Source organism: Pseudomonas sp. LBUM1658 (assembly GCF_059716055.1).
The window spans coordinates 240,599-262,790 of sequence record NZ_CP166798.1; the positions used below are offsets into that span (position 1 = coordinate 240,599).

Annotated in this window: 23 protein-coding genes; 9 read left to right on the forward strand and 14 right to left on the reverse strand. The window is 59.2% G+C overall.

Annotation, left to right across the window (positions count from 1 at the left end):
* Positions 1-52: 52 nt before the first annotated feature.
* The 3 genes from rimK to rimA are packed head-to-tail and all read right to left on the reverse strand — an operon-like array spanning position 53 to position 2,233.
* Complete coding sequence (gene rimK / locus ACA064_RS01045) at positions 53-958, reverse strand: 30S ribosomal protein S6--L-glutamate ligase (RefSeq protein WP_497671729.1); 906 nt, start codon at positions 956-958, stop codon at positions 53-55.
* Entirely contained in the window at positions 955-1,437 is a 483-nt protein-coding gene (rimB, locus tag ACA064_RS01050) for a retropepsin-like aspartic endopeptidase RimB (protein WP_497674147.1), read from the reverse strand. Before rimB ends, rimK begins: the two co-directional genes overlap by 4 nt.
* A 16-nt stretch (positions 1,438-1,453) precedes the next feature.
* Positions 1,454-2,233 (reverse strand): S6 modification regulatory phosphodiesterase RimA, encoded by a 780-nt coding sequence (gene rimA, locus ACA064_RS01055; protein ID WP_497671730.1) that lies wholly within the window; start codon positions 2,231-2,233, stop codon positions 1,454-1,456.
* A 119-nt stretch (positions 2,234-2,352) separates the two neighbouring features.
* Between rimA and ACA064_RS01060 the strand changes: the two genes are divergently transcribed.
* From ACA064_RS01060 to ACA064_RS01070, 3 genes are all read left to right on the forward strand, one after another.
* On the forward strand, positions 2,353-2,760 hold the full coding sequence (locus ACA064_RS01060; protein WP_497671731.1) for an RNA-binding S4 domain-containing protein: 408 nt from the start codon (positions 2,353-2,355) through the stop codon (positions 2,758-2,760).
* A gap of 180 nt (positions 2,761-2,940) precedes the next feature.
* Positions 2,941-3,843 carry an Hsp33 family molecular chaperone HslO gene (hslO, locus tag ACA064_RS01065; RefSeq protein WP_497671732.1) on the forward strand — a complete coding sequence of 301 codons (903 nt, stop codon included), beginning with the start codon at positions 2,941-2,943 and terminating at the stop codon, positions 3,841-3,843.
* 179 nt (positions 3,844-4,022) lie between these two features.
* Positions 4,023-5,567 (forward strand): phosphoenolpyruvate carboxykinase, encoded by a 1,545-nt coding sequence (locus tag ACA064_RS01070; protein WP_497671733.1) that lies wholly within the window; start codon positions 4,023-4,025, stop codon positions 5,565-5,567.
* Positions 5,568-5,682: 115 nt separating this feature from the next.
* Here the strand turns inward: ACA064_RS01070 and ACA064_RS01075 are convergent, their stop codons facing one another.
* The 3 genes from ACA064_RS01075 to ACA064_RS01085 form a co-directional block, all read right to left on the reverse strand.
* The gene (locus ACA064_RS01075; RefSeq protein ID WP_497671734.1) at positions 5,683-6,036 is read right to left on the reverse strand and encodes a DUF1493 family protein; all 354 of its coding nucleotides are present in this window, start codon (positions 6,034-6,036) and stop codon (positions 5,683-5,685) included.
* Positions 6,037-6,099: 63 nt separating this feature from the next.
* Complete coding sequence (locus ACA064_RS01080) at positions 6,100-6,696, reverse strand: Fic/DOC family protein (protein ID WP_497671735.1); 597 nt, start codon at positions 6,694-6,696, stop codon at positions 6,100-6,102.
* Positions 6,696-6,866, reverse strand: coding sequence for a YhfG family protein (locus ACA064_RS01085; RefSeq protein WP_497671736.1), 171 nt, complete (start codon positions 6,864-6,866; stop codon positions 6,696-6,698). The genes ACA064_RS01080 and ACA064_RS01085 overlap by 1 nt, the downstream gene beginning before the upstream one ends.
* A 379-nt stretch (positions 6,867-7,245) precedes the next feature.
* Here ACA064_RS01085 and ACA064_RS01090 point away from each other — a divergent pair, with 379 nt between their 5' ends.
* Together ACA064_RS01090 and ACA064_RS01095 are read left to right on the forward strand one after the other, a co-directional pair.
* Positions 7,246-9,174 carry a RecQ family ATP-dependent DNA helicase gene (locus ACA064_RS01090; RefSeq protein ID WP_497671737.1) on the forward strand — a complete coding sequence of 643 codons (1,929 nt, stop codon included), beginning with the start codon at positions 7,246-7,248 and terminating at the stop codon, positions 9,172-9,174.
* A gap of 135 nt (positions 9,175-9,309) precedes the next feature.
* Entirely contained in the window at positions 9,310-9,741 is a 432-nt protein-coding gene (locus tag ACA064_RS01095; RefSeq protein ID WP_497671738.1) for an acyl-CoA thioesterase, read from the forward strand.
* 92 nt (positions 9,742-9,833) lie between these two features.
* On the opposite strand, the gene ACA064_RS01100 is transcribed toward ACA064_RS01095, so the two are convergent.
* From ACA064_RS01100 to ACA064_RS01115, 4 genes are all read right to left on the reverse strand, one after another.
* The gene (locus ACA064_RS01100) at positions 9,834-10,325 is read right to left on the reverse strand and encodes a glycine zipper domain-containing protein (protein WP_497671739.1); all 492 of its coding nucleotides are present in this window, start codon (positions 10,323-10,325) and stop codon (positions 9,834-9,836) included.
* Positions 10,326-10,663: 338 nt separating this feature from the next.
* Entirely contained in the window at positions 10,664-13,012 is a 2,349-nt protein-coding gene (locus ACA064_RS01105; protein ID WP_497671740.1) for an FdhF/YdeP family oxidoreductase, read from the reverse strand.
* A complete protein-coding gene (fdhD, locus tag ACA064_RS01110) occupies positions 13,009-13,851 on the reverse strand; it encodes a formate dehydrogenase accessory sulfurtransferase FdhD (protein WP_497671741.1) in 843 nt (280 codons plus the stop codon). The genes ACA064_RS01105 and fdhD overlap by 4 nt, the downstream gene beginning before the upstream one ends.
* 94 nt (positions 13,852-13,945) lie before the next feature.
* On the reverse strand, positions 13,946-14,833 hold the full coding sequence (locus ACA064_RS01115; RefSeq protein ID WP_497671742.1) for a LysR family transcriptional regulator: 888 nt from the start codon (positions 14,831-14,833) through the stop codon (positions 13,946-13,948).
* Between the two features lie 139 nt (positions 14,834-14,972).
* Between ACA064_RS01115 and lysM the strand changes: the two genes are divergently transcribed.
* Positions 14,973-15,413, forward strand: a complete 441-nt coding sequence (gene lysM / locus ACA064_RS01120) for a peptidoglycan-binding protein LysM (protein ID WP_497671743.1) — start codon at positions 14,973-14,975, stop codon at positions 15,411-15,413.
* A gap of 132 nt (positions 15,414-15,545) precedes the next feature.
* Here the strand turns inward: lysM and yrfG are convergent, their stop codons facing one another.
* A complete protein-coding gene (yrfG, locus tag ACA064_RS01125; protein ID WP_497671744.1) occupies positions 15,546-16,208 on the reverse strand; it encodes a GMP/IMP nucleotidase in 663 nt (220 codons plus the stop codon).
* An 88-nt stretch (positions 16,209-16,296) separates the two neighbouring features.
* Here yrfG and nudE point away from each other — a divergent pair, with 88 nt between their 5' ends.
* The 3 genes from nudE (at position 16,297) to ACA064_RS01140 (ending at position 18,411) form a co-directional block, all read left to right on the forward strand.
* On the forward strand, positions 16,297-16,863 hold the full coding sequence (gene nudE / locus ACA064_RS01130) for an ADP compounds hydrolase NudE (RefSeq protein WP_497671745.1): 567 nt from the start codon (positions 16,297-16,299) through the stop codon (positions 16,861-16,863).
* Between the two features lie 11 nt (positions 16,864-16,874).
* Complete coding sequence (gene cysQ, locus ACA064_RS01135) at positions 16,875-17,702, forward strand: 3'(2'),5'-bisphosphate nucleotidase CysQ (RefSeq protein WP_497674148.1); 828 nt, start codon at positions 16,875-16,877, stop codon at positions 17,700-17,702.
* 274 nt (positions 17,703-17,976) lie between these two features.
* Positions 17,977-18,411 carry a hypothetical protein gene (locus ACA064_RS01140; protein ID WP_497671746.1) on the forward strand — a complete coding sequence of 145 codons (435 nt, stop codon included), beginning with the start codon at positions 17,977-17,979 and terminating at the stop codon, positions 18,409-18,411.
* A gap of 52 nt (positions 18,412-18,463) precedes the next feature.
* Here the strand turns inward: ACA064_RS01140 and ACA064_RS01145 are convergent, their stop codons facing one another.
* Genes ACA064_RS01145 through ACA064_RS01155 form a run of 3 tightly spaced genes read right to left on the reverse strand, consistent with a single transcriptional unit; the run spans position 18,464 to position 22,172 of the window.
* A complete protein-coding gene (locus ACA064_RS01145) occupies positions 18,464-18,919 on the reverse strand; it encodes a thioesterase domain-containing protein (RefSeq protein ID WP_497671747.1) in 456 nt (151 codons plus the stop codon).
* A gap of 47 nt (positions 18,920-18,966) precedes the next feature.
* Complete coding sequence (locus ACA064_RS01150) at positions 18,967-20,367, reverse strand: sigma-54-dependent transcriptional regulator (RefSeq protein WP_497671748.1); 1,401 nt, start codon at positions 20,365-20,367, stop codon at positions 18,967-18,969.
* Entirely contained in the window at positions 20,364-22,172 is a 1,809-nt protein-coding gene (locus tag ACA064_RS01155) for a sensor histidine kinase (protein WP_497671749.1), read from the reverse strand. Before ACA064_RS01155 ends, ACA064_RS01150 begins: the two co-directional genes overlap by 4 nt.
* Positions 22,173-22,192: the final 20 nt, after the last annotated feature.

A 22,192-nucleotide genomic window follows, 5' to 3' on the forward strand; every position in this document is an offset into this window, starting at 1 on the left:
TGCAAGAGAAAAGCAGGCTTGGAGCTTGGAGCTTGCGGCTTGAAGCTGCTCTTTAGCCCTTGCCCTTGGTCCTTGTCATATTCGGCCCGCTATTTTTTTCCAGATGTTCGATGATGATCCCCGCCACATTCTTGCAGGTGGTAGTTTCAATCCCTTCCAGCCCTGGCGAGGAGTTAACCTCCATCACCAGCGGCCCGTGATTGGAACGCAGGATATCCACGCCCGCCACGCTCAGGCCCATGACCTTGGCCGCGCGCAGGGCGGTCATGCGCTCTTCGGGGGTGATCTTGATCAGGCTGGCACTGCCACCCCGGTGCAGGTTGGAGCGGAACTCGCCGGGCTTGGCCTGACGCTTCATCGCCGCGATCACCTTTTCACCCACCACGAAGCAGCGGATATCCGCACCTCCGGCTTCCTTGATGTATTCCTGGACCATGATGTTCTGCTTGAGGCCCATGAACGCCTCGATCACCGACTCCGCCGCGGTAGCGGTTTCACACATCACCACGCCGATGCCCTGGGTGCCTTCCAGCACCTTGATCACCAGCGGTGCGCCGTTGACCATCGCGATCAGGTCGGGAATGTCGTCCGGTGAGTGGGCAAAACCGGTAACCGGCAAGCCAATACCGCGTCGCGAGAGCAATTGCAGCGAGCGCAGTTTGTCCCGCGAGCGGGCGATGGCCACGGACTCGTTGAGTGGGAACACTCCCATCATTTCGAACTGGCGCAATACTGCGCAACCATAAAACGTCACCGAAGCACCGATCCGCGGGATCACCGCATCGAAGCCTTCCAGTGGCCTGCCACGGTAGTGGATCTGCGGCTTATGACTGGCTATGTTCATATAGGCGCGCAGGGTATCGACCACCACCATTTCATGGCCACGCTCGGTGCCGGCCTCGACCAGACGACGAGTGGAATACAGACGCGGGTTACGCGACAGCACAGCGATCTTCATGCAACACCTGTGGCAAGGGTAGTGGATGCCGGGAATGCCGGCTTGTCTTGAACGTATTTGATGCCTGGATTGACCACCAACTGGCCGTCGATCAGGGCTTTGGAACCGAGTAACAAGCGATAGCGCATGGACTTGCGGCAGGCCAGGGTGAACTCCACCCGCCAGATCCGATCGCCCAGCGCCAGGGTGGTGCTGATTACATAACGCACCTGCGCCTGGCCGTTGGAGCTTTTAATCGTCTTCATCGCCACCAGTGGCGCTTCACAGTGCCGATGGCGCAGTTGCACCACGGTGCCCAGGTGCGCATTGAAGCGCACCCACTTTTCCCCGTCGCGCTCGAACGGCTCGATCTCGGTGGCATGCAGGCTGGAGGTGCTGGCGCCGGTGTCGATCTTCGCCCGCAGGCCCGCCACTCCCATATCCGGGAGCGCTATCCACTCGCGCAGACCGACAACGGTCAAATGGTCAAATGTCTTCAAAAGGGTCAGCCAGCGATTAACGTGTCCAGGCATCGGGAGCAATCCGGGCCAGCGCTTTGAATGCGGGTTTGGCGAACCAGTAACCCTGCATCAGAAATATTCCACAGTCATCCAGAAAGTCCCGTTCACCGGCACTTTCGACGCCTTCGGCAATGACTGTAACGTCCAGTTCCGCACACATGGCGACAATCCCCCGCACGATGGCCTGACGGACACGATCACGGTCGACATCGCGGATCAGCGCCATGTCGAGTTTAATCAGGTCCGGTTGGAAATCTGCGAGTAGATTCAGCCCGGAATAGCCCGAGCCAAAATCATCGATGGCCGTCTTGAAGCCGAATTCGCGGTATTCACGCAGAATATTGGTCAAATGGCGATAGTTATCTACGTGCTGGCTTTCCAGTGTCTCGAAAATCAGCTTGTCGAGAGGGAAATCGTTTTTTCTGGCCGTCTCCAGGGTGCTGCGAATACACAGCTCAGGGCGATAAACCGCATTGGGCATGAAGTTGATGGAGAGGTGACTCTGCATGCCTAAAGCAGCTGCGCCTTCAATGGCCCGGATGCGGCAAAGCTGATCGAAACGGTAACGATTTTCCTCGGTGATCTGCTCGAGTATCGACAAAGCGCCTTCACCCGCCGTACCCCGGACCAGCGCCTCATGAGCGAAAATGGACTGATCGCGCAGGTCGACGATTGGCTGGTAAGCAAAGGCGAAGTCGAAACCCAGCGGGTTGTCCTGCTGGCATCCCTGGCAGTGTTCGCCGGGCGAGGTTAAAGATGTCGGGAAAATAGTCACTCATGAACTCCGCGCCAGGACTACAGGCATAAGCCGGGCATTCTATCCGCCCATGTGGATTGATGGGCCCGACAGAAACAGTAGTACAGTTCCGAGCATCTACCGAACGAGGAAATCCAATGGCACAAAAAACCGAAGAGGACGACAAGGTTCGTCTGGATAAGTGGTTGTGGGCTGCGCGCTTCTATAAAACCCGTGCGCTGGCCAAAGCGGCGATTGAAAGCGGCAAAGTGCATTGCCGGGGCGATCGTTGCAAGCCGGGCAAAGAGCCGAGAATCGGCGATGAATTTCAGATCCGCGCCGGTTTCGACGAACGCACTATAGTGGTCCTGGGGTTGTCGGTGGTGCGCCGTGGCGCGCCGGAAGCCCAGGCCCTGTACGCCGAAACCGAAGCCAGCATCGCCAAGCGCGAAAACGCGGCGGCAATGCGTAAGGCCGGCTCCCTGGGTGTCAGCACCGACGGCAAGCCGACCAAGAAACAGCGGCGCGATCTATTCAAGTTTCATGGTGGAAATGATGGGGAGTAGGGCTGTCCCGCCTGAGGGCGTAAATTACCCAGAGCCAACCCGCCAAGAGCTGCCTGGCTTGGAACAATCCCGGATTGTTCATAAAATGCCTCCCATGGCCGAGAATCACACACCGATCGGTGTCAAAACGCTTTCTGTCGCCCTGTAACCCTTTAGTCATCACTTCAGATACCCAGACCTATGATCGATCTACCGGATACCGACTACACCCAACGCTTCATCTTCGATGACAGCGACGCCCGCGGCGAGCTGGTTGCGTTGGAGCGTAGCTATGCCGAAGTCCTTGCCAAACATCCCTATCCGGAGCCGGTCGCACAGCTGCTCGGCGAGCTGATGGCGGCGGCGTCGCTGCTGGTCGGCACTTTGAAGTTCGATGGCTTGCTGATTCTCCAGGCCCGTTCCGAAGGCCCGGTACCCTTGCTGATGATCGAGTGCTCCAGCGAGCGCGAAATCCGTGGCCTGGCCCGTTACCACGCGGAGCAGATTGCCCCTGACGCCACCCTTGCCGATCTGATGCCGCAAGGCGTGCTGGCGCTGACCGTCGATCCCACCCATGGCCAGCGTTACCAGGGTATCGTCGACCTCGACGGCGCCGACCTCTCGGAATGCTTCACCAACTATTTCGTCATGTCCCAGCAAGTCGGCACACGCTTCTGGCTTAACGCCGACGGCCGACGCGCTCGTGGCCTGCTGCTGCAGCAACTGCCAGCCGATCGTATCAAGGACGACGAAGAACGCGCCGCCAGCTGGCAGCACATCACCACCCTGGCCGGTACCCTCACCGCCGACGAACTGCTCAGCCTGGATAACGAAACCGTGCTGCACCGCCTCTACCACGACGAAGCGGTACGCCTGTTCGATGTGCAGACATTGCGCTTTCGCTGCAGCTGCTCGCGGGATCGTTCGGGCAATGCGCTGGTCAGTCTGGGTCAGGAAGACGCACAACAACTGGTCATCGAAAACGGCGGCAGCGTCGAGATCGATTGCCAGTTTTGCAACCAGCGCTACTTGTTCGATGCCGCCGATATCGCTCAATTGTTCGCTGGAGCGGGTGTCGACACACCGTCAGATACTCGTCACTAAATCGATTCAGTACAGGTAAATCACCTGTTGAACGCCGGAATAACGCCGGTCTGACGGGAGGGCCCTACTATTTTTGGTCATTTCTGGCATAATCCGGCCCACTTTTTTCGCGGTAGTAGTGCACAACTTTCTACTACAAAACGTTTGGAGCACTCGGCCACTGGCCGACGGGGAATCTCATGACGCAAGCCAATAACGCCGTGTACACCGATCTGAGTGTTGACGATCTGGTTAAAGAAGCCCTGAACCGCGGTGAAGGCGAGCTGTCCGATACCGGCGCTTTGGTAGTTCGCACCGGTCACCGTACCGGTCGCTCGCCAGTCGACCGTTTCATCGTTGAAGAGCCTTCCACCCAGGCCGCCATTGCCTGGGGCCCGATCAACCGCAAGTTCCCGGCCGACAAGTTCGACGCCCTGTGGAACCGCGTCGAAGCCTATCTGGCTGAGCGCGAGCGTTTTGTTTCCTACGTTCATGTAGGTTCTGATCCTGCGCACTACCTCCCGGTCAAAATGACCACCGAGACTGCCTGGCACAACCTGTTCGGCCGTTGCCTGTTCATCAACCCTGAAGAGTACAACCCGGCTGGCAAGGACGAGTGGCAAATCATCAACGCCCCACAGTTCGTCTGCGAACCTGAGCGTGATGGCACCAACTCCGACGGCACCGTGATCATCAACTTCGCGGCCAAGAAAGTCCTGATCGCTGGCATGCGTTACGCCGGCGAAATGAAAAAAGCCCTGTTCTCGGTCCAGAACTTCCTGCTGCCAGCAGTCGACGTCCTGCCGATGCACTGCGCGGCCAACATGGGCGAAGAGGGCGACGTAACCCTGTTCTTCGGCCTCTCCGGCACCGGTAAAACCACGCTGTCCGCTGACGAAAGCCGCTACCTGATCGGCGACGACGAACACGGCTGGGGTGTTGGCGTGGTGTTCAACATCGAAGGCGGTTGCTATGCCAAGTGCATCGACCTCTCCGAGAAGAACGAGCCGGTCATCTGGAAAGCCATTCAGCACGGCGCCGTACTGGAAAACGTCGTACTCGACCCGGTCACCAAGAAAGCCGACTACGCCGATGACAGCCTGACCCAGAACAGCCGCGCCGCTTACCCGCGTGAACTGATCGAAAAACGCGCGCCGAAAAACCTCGGCGGCGAGCCAAACGCTGTGATCTTCCTGACCTGCGACCTGACCGGCGTACTGCCGCCAGTCTCGATCCTCAGCGAAGAACAAGCGGCCTACCACTTCCTGTCCGGCTACACCGCTCTGGTGGGCTCGACCGAAATGGGTTCCGGCAGCGGCATCAAGTCGACCTTCTCCACCTGCTTCGGCGCACCGTTCTTCCCGCGTCCGGCCGGCGAATACGCTGAACTGCTGATCAAGCGCATCCGCGGCTTCGGCTCCAAGGTCTACCTGGTCAACACCGGCTGGACCGGCGGTGGCTACGGCGTCGGCAAGCGCTTCAACATCCCGACCACCCGTGGCGTCATCGCGGCGATCCAGAGCGGCGCGCTGATCGGCGTAGAAACCGAACACCTGGACACCATCAACCTCGACGTGCCCCTGGCCGTACCGGGCGTTGAGACTGGCCTGTTGAACCCGCGCAACACCTGGGCTGACAAAGCGGCCTACGACGAAGCGGCCAAAGCACTGGCTGGTTTGTTCGTCGAGAACTTCAAGAAGTTCGATGTAAGCGACGCGATCAAGGCTGCCGGCCCGAAGTTGTAATTATCGGCTAGTGGTTTGAGGTAACAAAAAACCGCCCTTTCAGGGGCGGTTTTTTTTGCTTGTTGAATTCTGAGTCAGACTTCCCACGGAGTTCCTGATCGCGACGGCTTGGAAACTAGGGCCCTTCCAGCTCCTGAGTCTCCCAGCGCTGCGCCTTGATAGCTCCGTAAAGCATGCCGATGGTCAGCGGGAGTTTGTCGCCGCGACCCTTGGCCCTGCGTTTGAGAAACAGGTCATAGCCTTCGGGCTGGAAGTAGCGATAGGCGTCGTAGTCGATGAAGTCGACGGTGAACTGTTCGGTCAGTGCTTCCATCAGCAACTCTGCGTCGGCGCCGTCGCAGCCGAGGTCGAAGTTGATCGAGGTTTGCAGGCTGATGGTTTTGCGTTCAGGCAGGCCGAGTTCTTCGTGCACTAGCTGCATGAGGAGTCGCATCGCTTGATCGTCGGGGAAGCCGATGGCGAGTTTCATGGTTAACAGTCCGATTGGGGAGAGCGAGGGCTGGCGGCGAGTGTAAAGCCAAACCGTCAGCATCTAGCGCGGGATTTTTCCGATACAGCGTTTGAATAGGGTCTCCAGCCCTCGGTAGTCGCAGGCTACGGCGTCGACGTTGGCCGGTACCCAATCGGCAACATTGACCAGCCACCAATCAACGGTAAAACCGGCATTGATGATGATGTGCTCGAACAGGATGCGTTGGGCTCGACCGTTGCCATCCCGGAACGGGTGAATGACGTTGAGATCGCCATACGCCTCGGCAACCTTGATCACCAGCTCGGTTTTGGATGCACCCGCGAACCAGGAGGCTTTTTCCATGGCGCGAAATATTTTCTCAGCCTCGGGGACGATTCGTTCAGCGGTGCAGAACAGGGTTTCGTCCTTCTGGATATTGATTGTTCTTAGTTCGCCGGCCCATTCGTAGACGTCCGAAAACAGGGTTTTATGAATCAGCTGGAAGAAACCCAGATCGTAGGGCACAGGGTGCAGACAAAGTGTGCTGGCGGCAATTTCGGAGAACTCTCGTTCGGCTTGTTGAAGGAGGGGCTCGTCATGAATGTTGAGCAGGTTGCGCAGCACTCCGCTAGCCGGATAGCAATAAGGATCCAGGTTGCCCCCATATTGACCGGGCATCAGCTTGGGCTCTTGAGGTATTTGCGCAGTGCCGCTTCCCGGCTGGGGAGCGGTTTGTCGGCGTCGGCACGAGTTGTGTCAAAGCCTTCCAGGCGCAGGCTCGCCAGATAGTTTGACCGGCGGACGCTTTCGTAATGGTCCTGCTTTTGCTCAAACGTCAGTTTGCTCATCACGTTTGCCTCACGCTGCAAGACCCAATTGTAGTTCAAGGGATCTGGGTCGGCAGTTGGCTTTTTGGTGCTCCCGGGGATTCCTGGTTTTTGTGTGAGGGTCAGGGAGAATCACAGGGTCATCGGTTTTTTCGCAGGCAAGCCGGTTTTCTCCGGGCGAGGTGTGTTGGCCTGAGATTTTCATCGCCCTGATGGTGTTTGGCCACGCCAGTGAATTCGGCATGAGCGATGAACCTTATCGGTTGAAGGTGCGGGGACGTGAGGTAATAGTTGTGCCGTTTGTATCAACCTGTAGTGTTTTACCCATGACCTTTTCTCGATCCGCTGAGTTTGTCGCGCTAGGCTTCAAGCATCTCAGCGGTCAACGGAGTGACAGCTTATGCACAACACCCTTGAACAGGTCTTCGGTTATCCACAGTTCCGGCCCGGCCAGGAGGTGGCGGTCAGTGCTGTGTTGGCCGGGCGTTCGGCGGCGGCGATTTTTCCTACCGGGTCGGGCAAGTCGTTGTGTTATCAACTGCCGGCCTTACTGCTGCCGCATCTGACGCTGGTGGTTTCGCCGTTGCTGGCGTTGATGCAGGATCAGCTGGCGTTCCTGGCGCGTCATGGCATCGCGGCGGCGAGTATCGATTCGGTACAGAGTCGGGATGACGCCAACGAGGTCATGGCCCGGGCTCGCTCCGGCGAGTTGAAGATTTTGATGATTTCCGTGGAGCGCTTGAAGAACGAGCGCTTTCGCAACTTCTTGCAGCAGGTACCGATCTCTCTGCTGGTGGTCGACGAGGCGCACTGTATTTCGGAATGGGGGCATAACTTCCGTCCTGACTATTTGAAGCTGCCGGACTATCAGCGCCAGTTCAACATCCCCCAGGCCTTGCTGCTGACTGCCACCGCGACGCCGAAAGTGATCGCCGACATGCAGGCGAAATTCGCCATCGCTGCGGATGATGTGGTAACTACCGGTTTCTACCGGCCCAACCTCAATCTGTTGGTGGAGCCGGTGCGCGGCCAGGACAAGCGTCGGCGTCTGGTCGAGTGGTTGGGCCAGCGCGCAGGGCAACCGAGCATTGTCTACGTCACCTTGCAGAAAACCGCCGAGCAGATCGCTCAACACCTCAGCCAGCACGGCATTGCGGCCGAGGGATATCACGCCGGTCTACCCAATGAAAAGCGCGAGGCGATTCAGCGGCGTTTCATGGGTGGGCAGTGCAATTGTATCGTCGCCACCATTGCCTTCGGCATGGGGATCGACAAGAGCGACATCCGCAACGTTGTGCATTTCGACTTGCCGAAATCCATCGAGAACTACAGCCAGGAAATCGGCCGCGCCGGGCGTGACGGGCAGCCATCCGACTGTCTGGTGCTGGCCAACCGCGACAGCCTCAATGTGCTGGAGAATTTCGTTTACGGCGACACGCCGGAGTTGAGCGGGATTCGCTGTGTGCTGGACGAACTGCAAGCGGCCAGCCCCGAAGGGCAATGGGAGTTTCTGCTCGGGCCCTTGGCTGATCAGAGCAACATTCGCCAATTGCCGCTCAAGACTTTGCTGGTGCAGCTGGAGTTGCGCGGCTTGATCGCGCCACGCTATGCCTACTTTGCCGACTACCGTTTCAAGTTTCTGGTCGAGCCTGAGGCTTTGCTGGCACGTTTCGAGGGTGAGCGGCGGGACTTTGTCTCGGCGATCATCCAGACCTCGAGCCGCGCCCGGACCTGGGCCACGGTCAACTTCGACGCGTTGTATCAGCAACATCAAGCCGAACGAAACCGGGTGGTGAAGGCCCTGGATTATTTCCAGGAGAAGGGCTGGGTGGAGCTGGAAAGCAAGCAAATGACCGAGGTCTACAGCTTGCTGATGACGGATTTCGATGCGCAGCTGCTGAGCGCTGAATTGCATGCTTGCTTCACCCAGCATGAGCGCACTGAGATTGCGCGCATCCATGCCATGCTCGATTTGTTCGCCACCGAATGTTGCCTCGGTTATCGACTGGCCCAGTATTTCGGCGACGAAAACGCGCCGCAGCAGTGCGGGCACTGTTCGGTGTGTCATGGTCAGATTGCTCGCCTGCCAGCACCTCCCGGATTGCCGGGGCTTGTGGATAAAAATTTCCAGGCACTGTGCGGCGACTTTATCCACAGGCATGAGCAGTACACCGGCAGCTTGCCGGGTGCTGAGCGACTGACGCGATTCCTCTGCGGGATCAGCGTGCCGCTGTTCACCAAACTCAAGGCCCGAGCGATTCCGGGGTTTGCCACGTTGGAAGATTATCCCTATGCCGAGGTGAGGCAGTGGGCCGAGGCGAACCTTTAGGTCAACGCTTCGCGGACAAGTTTGCGAGAACAGCGATGCGGCGATCCGACTTGCCCGCGAATGACCCCGTGTCGCCCCCGACCGCGGCGATCGCAGCGATTACACTGTCTGCCCCATAATCCAAGAGATCACTCAATGACCGACCAGATGCCACAACGCGCTGATTACCGCCATTTCCAGCCGATCATCACCCGGTGGCACGACAATGATGTCTACGGTCATGTGAATAACGTCACCTATTACAGCTTTTTCGACACGGCGGTGAACACCTACCTGATCGAGGAGGGTGGGCTGGATATTCACGACGGAGAGGTGGTGGGCTTTGTAGTGAGTTCAGCCTGTGACTACTTTGCCTCGATCGCTTTCCCCGAGCGTATCGAAATCGGCTTGCGGGTGGGCAAGTTGGGCAACAGTTCAGTGCAGTACGAGCTGGCGGTGTTCAAGGCGGGAGAAGCTGACGCCTGTGCGGCGGGGCGGTTTGTGCATGTGTTTGTGGATCGGGCGTCGAATCAGCCGGTGGCGATTCCTGCCGTGTTGCGTGGGGCACTGGAGCAATTGGTGGTGTGAACAAAAAAATCGCAGCCTGTCGGCAGCTCATATGTAGGAGCTGCCGCAGGCTGCGATCTTTTAGAAAGGTCGAGCGCGAAACACTTCAAGCCTTAACGGTGGCGATTGTGTTTGTGATGCTTGCGATGCCCATAGTGATGACCGCGGTCGTGGCGACCACCGTCACGGTAGTAGCGGCGGTCATCGCGGCCGCGACTGCTGTGGCGACGATCGTCGTCGTCATCGCTCTTGTTGCCCATGTAGTTACCCAGCGCGCCACCGGCACCGCCACCCGCGGCAGAACCGATCAGGCTGCCGGTGGTGCCGCCCATGCTGCGGCCGACCACGTTACCGCCGGCTGCGCCCAGGGCACCGCCGATGGCTGCTTCGCCACGGCTACGTTTGTCGGCACCGACCGCACTACCGCCTGCGCCACCCAGGGCTGCACCGATAGTGGAACCGGTGCTGCCGCCTAACGACTGACCGACCACTGAGCCTAGAACCCCGCCCAATGCGCCGCCCACACCTGCTTCGGTGGTGCCTCCGGCAGAAGCGATGCCACTGGCCAGGCTAAGGGACAACAAGAGAATCGAGGAGAACTTCATACGAAAAACCTCAAGGGGATGACGGCGCGATCCTGAGGCTGAGTGATGGGCGTTACAATCGAAATCCGACGAGTAACACGACTTCAACACATATCTATAAGTTACTGTTTTTTAGGCGGAACTTAACTGTTTTTCGCCGGTCTTTTGCTACTGGTGAAAGGCCGTTTTCATGCGAAAGCGGCCTTTTTTGTGGGCGTTTGGAAAGTTGGTGATCAGCGCCGCCTTTAAAAGATCGCAGCCTGCGGCAGCTCCTACGCCGACCGCGTACACCCATAGAATTTCAGGTGCACACCAACCCTGTAGGAGCTGCCGCAGGCTGCGATCTTTTGATCTTGCTTTTAAGCCGACTTCGCCAAGATCAATCCATTTTCCCTCGCCGCTTCCAGCCGGATCGCGACAAACTTCGACGTCGGCGTGTGGCTACCGTCACCGGTGCTTTCCAGTGGTACCAGCGGGTTCACTTCCGGGTAATAGGCCGCAGCTTGCCCGGCAGGGATATCGAAGGCCAGCAAGGTGAAGCCCTTGACCCGCCGTTCGCGGCCATCGTCCCAGATCGACACGATGTCGGCTTTCTGACCCGGTTTGAAGCCCAGGCGGATGATGTCGGCTTCGTTGACGAACAGCACGTCACGCTGACCTTTGACGCCGCGATAGCGGTCGTCGAGGCCATAGATGGTGGTGTTGTACTGATCATGGGAGCGCATCGACTGCATGATCAGGTCCGGCAGTACACCAGTGGCGCGGGTGCGCTCATGCACTAGATCGACCGGCAAAATGTTCGGACGGAAATTTGCCCGGCCCGATGCAGTATTCCAGCGCCTTTCACCAGCGCTATTGCCCAGGTAGAAACCACCCGGATTTTCCAGTCGCTGGTTAAAGTCCTTGAAGCCGGGAATGGTGTCGGCGATCAGCTCGCGAATGCGACGGTAATCGGCGACAAGCCAGTTCCAGTCCACCGGGTGCGTACCCAATGTCGCGGCAGCGATGCCGGCAATGATCGATGGCTCTGAGCGCATCAGTTTGGAGATTGGTTGTAACTGCCCATTGGAGGCGTGGACCATGCTGAAAGAGTCTTCCACGGTGACCGCTTGCGGGCCCCCAGTCTGCAGGTCGATGTCGGTACGGCCCAGGCATGGCAGGATCAGTGCCTCTTTACCGTGGGCCAGATGGCTGCGGTTGAGCTTGGTGCTGATCTGCACAGTGAGGTCGCAGTTGCTCAGGGCCTGGAAGGTCCGCGTGCTGTCCGGAGTCGCCTGGGCGAAGTTGCCACCCAGGCCGATAAAGACTTTCGAGCGCCCGTCGAGCATCGCATGGATCGCCTCGACGACGTTGTGGCCGCTTTCACGCGGCACCTTGAACTGGAAGCGTCGTTCCAGCGCATCGAGGAAGAACGCCGGAGGGCACTCGTTGATGCCCATGGTGCGGTCGCCCTGCACGTTACTGTGGCCACGTACCGGACACAGACCGGCGCCCGGCCGGCCGACGTTGCCGCGCAGCAGCATCAGGTTGGCGATTTCCTGGATGGTCGGTACCGAATGGCGATGCTGGGTGATGCCCATTGCCCAGCACATGATTACGTTTTTGCTCTTGGCGTACATGCGTGCGGCTTGTTCGATATCGGTCAGGGGCAGCCCGGACTGTTCGACGATCTGTTCCCATGGGGTTTTGTCGATGGCGGCCAGGTAACCGAGCACATCACCGGTGTGTTCGTTGAGGAAGTCGTGGTCAAACACCGCCGGTTCATACGTCAGCTGCGCTTCGCGCTCCCATTGCAGCAGGAATTTGGCCATGCCCCGCAGCAACGCCATATCGCCGCCCAGCGCCGGCCGGAAATAGGCGGTATTGGTCGGGCGATCACCGTTGGTGAGCATCTCGAAAGGTTGTTGCGGGTGTTGGAAACGTTCCAGTCCGCGCTCTTTGAGCGGATTGACGCAGACCACTTGAGCGCCGCGTTTCACTGCTTCGCGCAGCGGTTCGAGCATCCGCGGATGGTTGGTGCCAGGGTTCTGCCCCAAAACAAAAATCGCATCGGCGTGTTCGAAATCGTCGAAGGTTACTGTGCCTTTGCCCACGCCGACACTTTGCTGCAGGGCCACACCGCTGGCTTCGTGGCACATGTTCGAGCAGTCGGGGAAGTTGTTGGTGCCAAACGCGCGCACGAACAACTGATAAAGGTACGCCGCTTCGTTACTGGCCCGGCCGGAGGTATAGAACTCGGTCTGATCGGGGCTGCTGAGGTTCTGCAAGTGTTTGCCGATCAGCGCGAAAGCCGCTTCCCAGCTGATGGGTGTGTAGCGATCGGTTTCAGCGTTGTAGCTCATCGGTTCGGTCAGGCGACCCTGGTACTCGAGCCAGTAATCACTTTGCTCCAGCAGCGAGCTGACACTGTGCTTGGCGAAGAAGGCACCATCGACCCGGCGCTTGGTGGCTTCCCAGTTGACCGCTTTGGCGCCGTTTTCGCAGAACTTGACCATGCCACTTTCCGGCGAGTCGCCCCAAGCGCAACCCGGGCAGTCAAGGCCGCCGTTCTGGTTGGTCTTAAGCATCATGCGGATGTTTTTCAGTGCGTTGTCGCTGGTCAACCAGGCTTGAGCGACGCTGATCAGTGCGCCCCAACCGCCGGCCGGGCCTTTGTAGGGCTTGTAGCGCGGGGTTGGTTTTTGGACGGCTTGACGATGATTGCTCACGCTTTTGGATTCTCCATCGCAGGGCTATAGACCCGCGGCGCACTTTTTTGCGGCAGGTGAATGAGATTGAGGTTGTGCCGGCGCGCCCATTGCAGGGCCAGACCGGTAGGCGACGACAGGCTGACTAATGTCTGAATGCCTGCGCGCAAGACTTTCTGGATCAATTCCAGGCTGCAACGGCTGGTGACAATCGCCAGGCCGCCAGCAGTGGGGATGTTCTGCCGGATCAGCGCGCCGATCAGTTTGTCGAGGGCGTTGTGCCGACCGATGTCTTCACGACCCAGTAGCAGTTCGCCCTGGTTGTTCATGAACACTGCCGCATGCACGGCACCACTGTGCTGTCCCAAGGGCTGAAAAGCGCTGATGCGTTGCCGCAACCCGTCGAGCCACTCGGCTGGCGGCAAGGGCGCACCGGGCAATACATTCAGCTCGGGCAATGCCTGCTCGACCGCTTCCACCCCGCAGAGCCCGCAACCGCTGGTACCGGCCAGTTGGCGGCGTTGCTGCTTGAGGTTCCAGAAAGCGCGGCTGGTGATTTGCACTTGCGCGTACTGCGTTGAGCCCGAGCCGCTGAGTTTCAGGTCGTAGATTTCCGAAACGTCGCTGATGATCCCGCTGCCGATACTGAAGCCGACAATAAAGTCTTCAAGGTCGCCGGGAGTGACCAGCATCACCGCCTGGCTGATGCCGTTGTAGGCGATCGCCAGCGCGACCTCCTCAGCGAGCGCGGTGCTGGCTGATTCAGTGTGTTCCAGGTTGCAGTAGTGGTAGCTCTGACTGGCGGCGGGCGCGGGAATTTCCAGGGCAGGCGCCGCGCGAGCTGGGCGCTTGGCGTTCATGAGGCAGTACCGGCGGTGTATTCACCTTTAAGACTAGGCGCGTCAAAGTGTCGCGTCTAATCGCTAGTTCTGATGTACCGATAGATGCCATCGATCAAGAACCGCTTGGCGATTTCTGATAAATCGCGAAACAGGCTTCCGCCAGCGCCGAACGCGGTGCGCTGCGGCGCATGATCAACCCCAGGCGCGCGAGGGTCTGGGCGTTCTCGATAGGTTGCAGGCGCAGGTCGTCGGTCAAGGCTTCAAGACCGCCTTCCAACGGCATCACCGCGCAACACAGGCCGCCGTGTACCGCCTGTAGCAGCTGATGGACCGCATCGGTCTGCAGCAGCGGTTGCGGATTGAGGCCGCGACTGTGGAAGTTGTGGTCGATGGACTGGCGAAAGTGCATGCCGCTGGTGAGCATGCCCAGTGGCAACTCGATCAGTGCCTCCCAGCTCAGGGGTTTCTCACCAAAACTGAAGAAGCGTTGGTCGTAGAGCAGGCCCATGCGGGTTTCGCTCAGGGCCAGCGAGTCGAAACGTTCGTTGTCCAGCCGCTCCAGGTACGAAACGCCGAGGTCCAGGCGATTGCTCGCCAGTTGCTCGAGGATCTGCTCGGAGCTCAGCGCCGACAGTTCGAAGCGCAGACTCGGGTGTTCCTTGTGCAGGCGGTGCATCAGCGGTAGCGGGTCGAAGTTCGACAGCGGCACCACGCCCAGGCGCAGGGTCCCGACCAGGTTGCCGCGACAGGCTGCGGCCTCGGCTTGCAGACCGTCATAGGCCGCCAGCACCGTACGGGCCCAAGCCAGCACCCGCTCCCCCGGGGCAGTAAAGCTTTCGAAACGCTGCCCGCGATTGACCAGTGGCAGATCGAGCTCTTCTTCGAGGCTGCGCAGGCGCATGGACAAGGTCGGCTGGGTGATGTGACAGCGGGCGGCGGCCTGGCCGAAGTGACGGGTTTCGTCGAGGGCGATGAGGAATTTCAGCTGTTTGATGTCCATCTTCGCTCCAGGGCGCTGGCTAGGTTCGGGATTCTAGCGCTTGCACCGGGTTGGGTCATTGGTCGGCCTGAAACCACTCCTTGCCGGGTTGGTCTAGTCTTTCGCCTCTGGACCCATAAATAACCAAGGAGTGTGCACCATGAGTATTTTTAGCTTTGTGAAGGAAGCAGGTGAAAAACTTATCGATCTGCTGACGCCCGGCAACGCCAATGCCAGCGAGCAGCTGAAGGAGCACATTGCCAAGGTCGGCCTGGGTAATCCGAATGTACAGGCCACGGTGGATGGCGACAAAGTCACGCTCACCGGTGAAGTCGCCAGCCAGGAGGAGAAAGAGAAGATTGTGCTGGCTATGGGCAACATTGCCGGAGTCGGCAGCGTGGACGATCAGATCACCGTGACTGGCCCTGTCGCTAAGGCGGCGCGTTTTGTCACCGTGAAAAAAGGCGACACCCTCAGCGCGATTGCCAAGGCTGAGTACGGCGACGCCAACAAGTACAACAAGATCTTCGAGGCCAACAAACCGATGCTGTCGCACCCGGACAAAATCTACCCGGGGCAGACGTTGCGGATTCCTGAATAATTTGAGGTCTTCTGTAGGAGCTGCCGAAGGTTCGGGCCGCGTTCGGACGATCTTTTGATCTTGATTCACCAGTGGCAAAAAGATCAAAAGATCGCAGGCTGCGCCAGCTCCTACAAAGGCAGGCCGCTCGGTTTAGAGCCCTGCAATCAACTCCCGATAATCCCCCACCGCGGCAAATTCCGCAGTGTCCCTGGGGCCTTTTCGGCTGTCCGGCTCGCTGACGGCCAATAGATGCCCGACACCGAAGTCGCGGGCGCTGCGCAGGATCGGCAAGGTGTCATCGATAAACAGGCTGCGGGCCGGATCGAAGCCGATATCGGCTTGCAGTGCATCCCAGAACTGTGGGTTTTCCTTGGCGAAGCCGTAATCGTGGGAGCTGATCAAACGCTCGAAATACGGTGCCAATTCGACTTTTTCCAGTTTCAATGACAGCGAATCCCGGTGAGCGTTGGTGATCAGCACGACCCGCTTGCCGGCCTGTTTGATCGCTGCCAGGAAGGTATCGGCGTCCGGGCGCAGGGCAATCAGATGGGCGGTTTCCAGCTTGAGTTCGCGCACCGGCAGTTTCAGTTCAGCGCTCCAGAAATCCAGGCAATACCACTGCAACTGACCGGCGTTGCGCTCGAACAACGGCTGCAATTCCAGCTCCGCCATGGCCCGGCTTACACCATGCAACTCGGCGTAGCGCTGAGGCAGGTGCTCCAGCCAGAAATGGTTGTCGTAGTGCAGGTCCAGTAGCGTGCCGTCCATATCCAGCAGAACGGTATCGATGTCGCGCCAGGGCAGTGAGGGCATGGAAAACTTCTCGAACGGTAGAAAGATATCCGACACAAACAATCGGGTAAGCCGGGGTATAGTACCGCGTTCACCTCAAGGAGCCGCCATGCGCCAGAAACCCACCATACTCGCCCGCGAGATAGTCGCCACCAGCCGTTTGTTCTGTGTCGAAGAGCTGCAGTTGCGCTTCTCCAATGGCGTCGAGCGCACCTATGAGCGCTTGGTCAGCAAAGGTGTCGGTTATGGCGCGGTGATGATCGTGGCGATGCTTGATGACGATCACGCGGTATTGATTGAAGAGTATTGCGGCGGCACCAATGAATACGAGCTGTCTTTGCCCAAGGGGCTGATTGAGCCGGGCGAAGATGTGCTGGCGGCGGCTGAGCGCGAGCTCAAGGAGGAGGCGGGTTTTGGTGCGCGCCAACTTGAGCATTTGACTGAGCTGTCGTTGTCGCCAGGCTACATGAGCCAGAAGATTCAGGTGGTGCTGGCGACCGAGCTCTACGAAGATCGCCTTGAGGGCGATGAGCCTGAGCCGATGCGCGTGGATCGGGTCAATCTGCGGGAATTGTCGGCCTTGGTGCAGAATCCTCAGTTCACCGAAGGTCGTGCGCTGGCGGCCCTGTATCTGGCCCGCGATGTGCTGACTGAGCGTGGGATGTTTCAGCCATGAGCCAGCTTACGATGGGTTTACCCCATCCATTGTTGGCCCCGGTCATCGAACTGGCGCTTCAGGCCGGTGAAGCCATTCTGCCATTCTGGCGCGCCAATGTGGCAGTCACCGCCAAGCTCGACGACTCACCGGTGACCGCGGCTGACATGGCCGCTCATCATCTGATCCTGGCTGGCCTGACGGCTCTGGACCCGAGCATCCCGGTGCTTTCGGAAGAAGATGCCGACATCCCGCTGAGCGTGCGCGCTGGCTGGCAGCGCTGGTGGCTGGTGGACCCGCTGGATGGCACCAAGGAATTCATTTCCGGCAGTGAAGAATTTACCGTCAATATCGCTTTGATCGAACAAGGCCGCGTGGTGTTCGGTGTGGTGTCGATGCCGACCAATGGCCGCTGCTATTTCGGCGGTGCTGGTCTGGGTGCCTGGCGCGCCGACACAGACGCAGAGCCGATGCCTATTCATGTACGGGACGTTCCGCCCGCCGGCGAAGCGTTTACCGTGGTCGCCAGCCGTCGGCATTCGAGCCCCGAACAGGAGCGATTGCTGGCCGGGCTGAGTGACAGCCTGGGTGAGCTGCAGTTGGCGAATATCGGCAGCTCACTGAAGTTCTGCCTGTTGGCAGAGGGGGCCGCCGATTGTTATCCACGGCTTGCACCGACTTCCCAGTGGGACACCGCCGCCGCGCAGGGCGTGCTGGAAGGCGCGGGTGGTGAGGTGCTGGATTTGAGCGGTGCGCCGTTCAGTTATCCAGCGCGCGAATCCTTACTTAACGCGTTTTTCCTGGCGCTGCCAGCCGGCGTGGCGTGGCGTGAAAAATTATTAGCCTTGAGTTCAGCCTAATCAAATAACTGCAAAGTCAGGCTGTTGTTTAGCTACTGTTAATTTATACACTGTCAGATCTGACAGGTTTCAAGTGGCTGACTTGATGCTAGCATCAGGTCATGCACTTGTTGATGAGTGCTGTGATAGCAAAGAAACCATGTTCGCAGTTTAAATTGCCGGATGAGATTCCTTGATGTTGGAATTCATATCGGGCGAACTGGTGGTGTCGTCGCTTAAATAATTTAGATAAACAATGAAGTGCTCATGTTTTGCTTCAGCTATGGAGATTTTCATGAAAATACTTAATTTGCCTCTGATCGCTTTGCTCTGTCTTTTCTCGGGTTGTGCCTCCAATACGGCTTCTCGCCAAGCTTCCATCAAGATTCTTGCGCCTCCTGTTGGTATGTATTTAATGGTAGGAGTAAATGGCGAAACCTTCGAAATGCATCCGGGAGATAATGATTGGGAAATAACAAGAGATCCCGTGACAGTGAATGTTACCCCGATATTATCTGAAGGAAAAATTATCCTGGGAATGTCGGATATGAGGCACACGCCAGGGGAATATGTAAAAAATCAAGGAAACTGCAGAATAAAAGACGGCTACACGGCGACTGTCGATGTTGTTGATTATCAAAAGGTGGTTTGTTCTGGGGACCAGAAGATAGTTGTTCAAAAAGGCGACACTAATGCCAGTAGCGTCATCTTTGCTTTCAGCATCAAGTAAGTACTTTCATCCAAGTGGATATAAGTTATACGTTGTGTTGATATGCGGAGCGTTACCGATGCAACACATATTGCCCGGTAAAGACCACGGCATCCGCATCACTGCCGACATTGACGATGCGTGTATGCAGCGTCAGCCGGGCCCGTCCGTAACGCTGGTATGTCGCCAGAAACTTCTTCCATACCCCTTCACTGGGGGCGTCGCAAATCGCGGCGGCATCGGAGGTGACGGGCAATGGATAGCTGATCTTGCCTTCCTGAATCACGATGTGCCCGTCTTCAATGCCCTCTTCACGCAGGCGCAAATGCAGCCAGCCCCAGCCGGCCAGTACCGCGCCGCAGTACAGACTGCCGCCGAACATGGTGCTTTTGTGGTTGACGTTGGCCTCCAGCGGCAGATGTAGGCGCAGTTGTCGGGCTTTCCAGTCGAGCACCTTGAGGCCCATGTCCCGCGTGAGGGGGATGTCGTGATGGAGCAGCGATTCCAGGTAATGACTGTCGCGGTTCATGCACGGGCCTCTTTTTCAGAATGCTGGTGTGAAGATTAGTCGGTGGCTCAATCGAGTTCGTCGGCGCTGCTGTTGGCAGCGCTATCGGCGAAATTCAGTCCGTGTTTGCGCAGTTTGTCGTGCAGGGTCTTGCGTGGAATGCCCAGCGCTTCCGCGAGGCTGCGCAGCGAACTGTGGGAGCGGGCCAGCTCGGCGGCGATCAAGGATTTCTCGAAGTTTTCCACTTGCTCGCTCAGACCACCGCTGAGGTCGGCGGTGATGGATGCGCTACTGCCGTCCGGGGCGCTGTTATCCAGGGCCAGTTCGAGACCGAGGGCGAAACGTTCTGCGGCGTTCTGCAGTTCGCGCACATTGCCCGGCCAGCTATGGCGCAGCAGCAAGGCCCGTTGCCCCGGTTGCAGTTCGTGGGGTGGCAGGCCGTGGCGGGTGCTGGCCTCGTCGGCAAAGTGCTGGAACAGCATCAGCGCGTCTTCACCGCGCTCGCGCAGCGGTGGAATCCGCAGCGGCGCGACGTTCAGCCGGTAATACAAGTCGGCGCGGAAGCGCCCCTGATCCGCCGCCTGGCGCAGGTCTTCCTTGGTCGCGGCGATGATGCGGATATCCAGCGGGATCAATTGATTGCCACCCAGGCGTTCGACCACCCGCTCTTGCAGCAAACGCAGCAATTTGACCTGCACATCCAGGCTCATGCTTTCGATTTCATCGAGGAATAGCGTGCCGCCGTTGGCGAATTCGAATTTGCCGATGCGGCGCTTTTGCGCACCGGTGAACGCCCCGGGCTCGTGACCGAACAATTCGCTCTCGACCACTGATTCGGCCAAGGCCCCGGCATTGATCGCGACAAACGGACCGTTGCGACGGCTCGACAGGTCGTGCAGCGAGCGGGCCACCACTTCCTTGCCGGCGCCGGTTTCGCCAAGGATCAGTACGTCGGCTTTGGTTGCGGCCAGTGCGCCGATCTGTTCGCGCAGGCGCAGCATTGGCGCCGAGTGGCCCACCAGCCGCGCACTGAGTTCATGCCGGTCGCTCAGGGCCAGACGCAGGCTGCGGTTGTCCAGCACCAGTTGGCGCAAGGCCAGGGCGCGGCGCACGCTATCGAGCAGAGCATCGCTGGCGAAGGGTTTTTCCAGGAAGTCATAGGCTCCGGCGCGCATGGCCTGTACCGCCAGTGGTACGTCGCCATGACCGGTGATCAGTAGTACCGGCAGGTCCGGGTCTTGCGCGTGCAGTTCGTTCAGCAACTCGATGCCGTCCATGCCGGGCATGCGGATGTCACTGACCACCACCCCCGGCCAGTCGCGTCCAAGACGCCCGGCCAAGCCTTTGGCTTCAGCCAGCGGGAGAATTTTCAGCCCGGCGAGGTCGAGGGTCTGGCCCAGGGCCTGGCGCAAATGGGGATCGTCGTCGATCAACACCACCTGGATGCGGCTGTCGATAGCATTGCTCATGCACTGCGGTCCTCGGATGGTTGCAAATTGACTCCTGGCGCACCGGCGCGCAGTTGCAGGGTTAGCAGGGCGCCACCTTCGCGATGGTTGGCAAACGACAGTTCGCCGCCGAAGTTACGCATCAGGGTGTCGCAAATCGCCAAGCCCAGCCCGAGCCCTTGGGTGCGGGTCTTGGTGGTGTAGAAAGGTTCGCTGGCGCGGCCAAGGGCCTCCATGCAAAAACCTGGTCCATTGTCACGAATGTACAGGTTGACGCCATCGGCGGTGGCTTCGGCACTCAGCCAGAGCTTGCGCGGCGGGGCTTTTTCGGTCAGTGCGTCGAGGGCGTTGGCCAGCAGGTTGCCGAGCACCTGGCGCAGGCGGGTTTCGCCGGCCTCGACCCATAGCGTGGCGGCTGGCAGGTCGCGGATCAGCTCGACTTCCATGGCGCGCCTGCGTTTGGCCAATAAGGCCAGCGCGTCATCCAGCGCCGGTTGCAGGGCAACGCTTTCCGGCGCGTGGCGGTCGCGGCGGGCGAAGGCCCGCAGATGGGCGATGATCGAGGCCATGCGTCCGGTCAGCTCGCTGATCAGTTTCAGGTTGCCGCGAGCGTCCTCTGTGCGTTGGTGATCGAGCAGCACTTCGGCGTTTTCCGCGTAGCTGCGAATCGCCGCCAGCGGTTGATTGAGTTCATGGCTGATGCTCGCCGACATGGTGCCCAGCGCCGACAGCTTGCCGGCCTGCACCAGATCATCCTGTGCACGGACCAGCTCTTGCTGAGCATGCTCGCGCTCCAGTACTTCCTGTTTGAGGCGACGGTTGAGGCCTTCGAGGTCGCTGGTACGTTCGGCGACGCGCATTTCCAGCTCGCGGCGGCCCTTGGCTTCGAAGGCGATGCGGTCCAGGTAATGGCGGCGGCGTTGGATCATCAGACCAAGCAGCAGCATCAGCACCAACAGGGTCGCACCGCCTACCGCGACCACGGTACGGACCGGGCGGTCGATCAGGGTGCGCGGCGCGAGGATGCTGACACTCCAGCCGGTTTCATCGATCTGCCGGGTCTGGGTCAGCCAGGCATTGGGGCTGAAATCCAGCGGTTGGGGGTCGAGGATTGGGTAGGGTTGGATCGCGGCAATCGCCCCGCGCTCTTGGTCGGTCAGCGGACGGGTCGCACGAAAGCGCCATTCCGGTCTCGAGGTGAGGATCACCACGCCGTTATGGTCAGTCACCAGAAGTTGTTCGGGGGTCTTGCCCCAGAGGCTTTCGGTATGGTCGAGGTCAACTTTGACTACCAGCACGCCGATGATCTTCTCGCCTTCGCGTATCGGAGCGGCAAAGAAGTAACCGCGTTTGGCCGAGGTCGTGCCCAGTCCGAAGAAGCGTCCCAGACGCCCGGCCATGGCTTCGCTGAAATACGGGCGGAAAGAAAAATTACGTCCGACAAAACTGTCTTTTTTGTCCCAGTTGGACGCCGCCAGGGTCTTGCCGGTGGGGTCCATCAGGTACATGACTTCGGCGCCGGTCTGGGCGCAGATGTCCTTGAGCAAGTGGTTGGCGTTGTCTTGGCTGACACCCTGTTCCGGCGCGGCCAGGGTGGCCCGCAAGGAGGGCAGGTCACCGAGGATCTGCGGCAGCACTTCGTAGCGATGCAGCGTGCCCAGCAGGTTGGCGACGTAGAGGTCGAGGGTTTGCCGGTTCTGACCCGCCAGCTCGCTGCGGTAATAACGCTCGGCCAGGTGCTCCAGTGGCCACAGCAACGGCGCCAGGCATAGCGCGAGCAGTGCCAGGCTGCGCCATCGGGGTCTGCGGGGAAGGGTAGGAGTCATGGGTGTCGAACGCCTGTGGG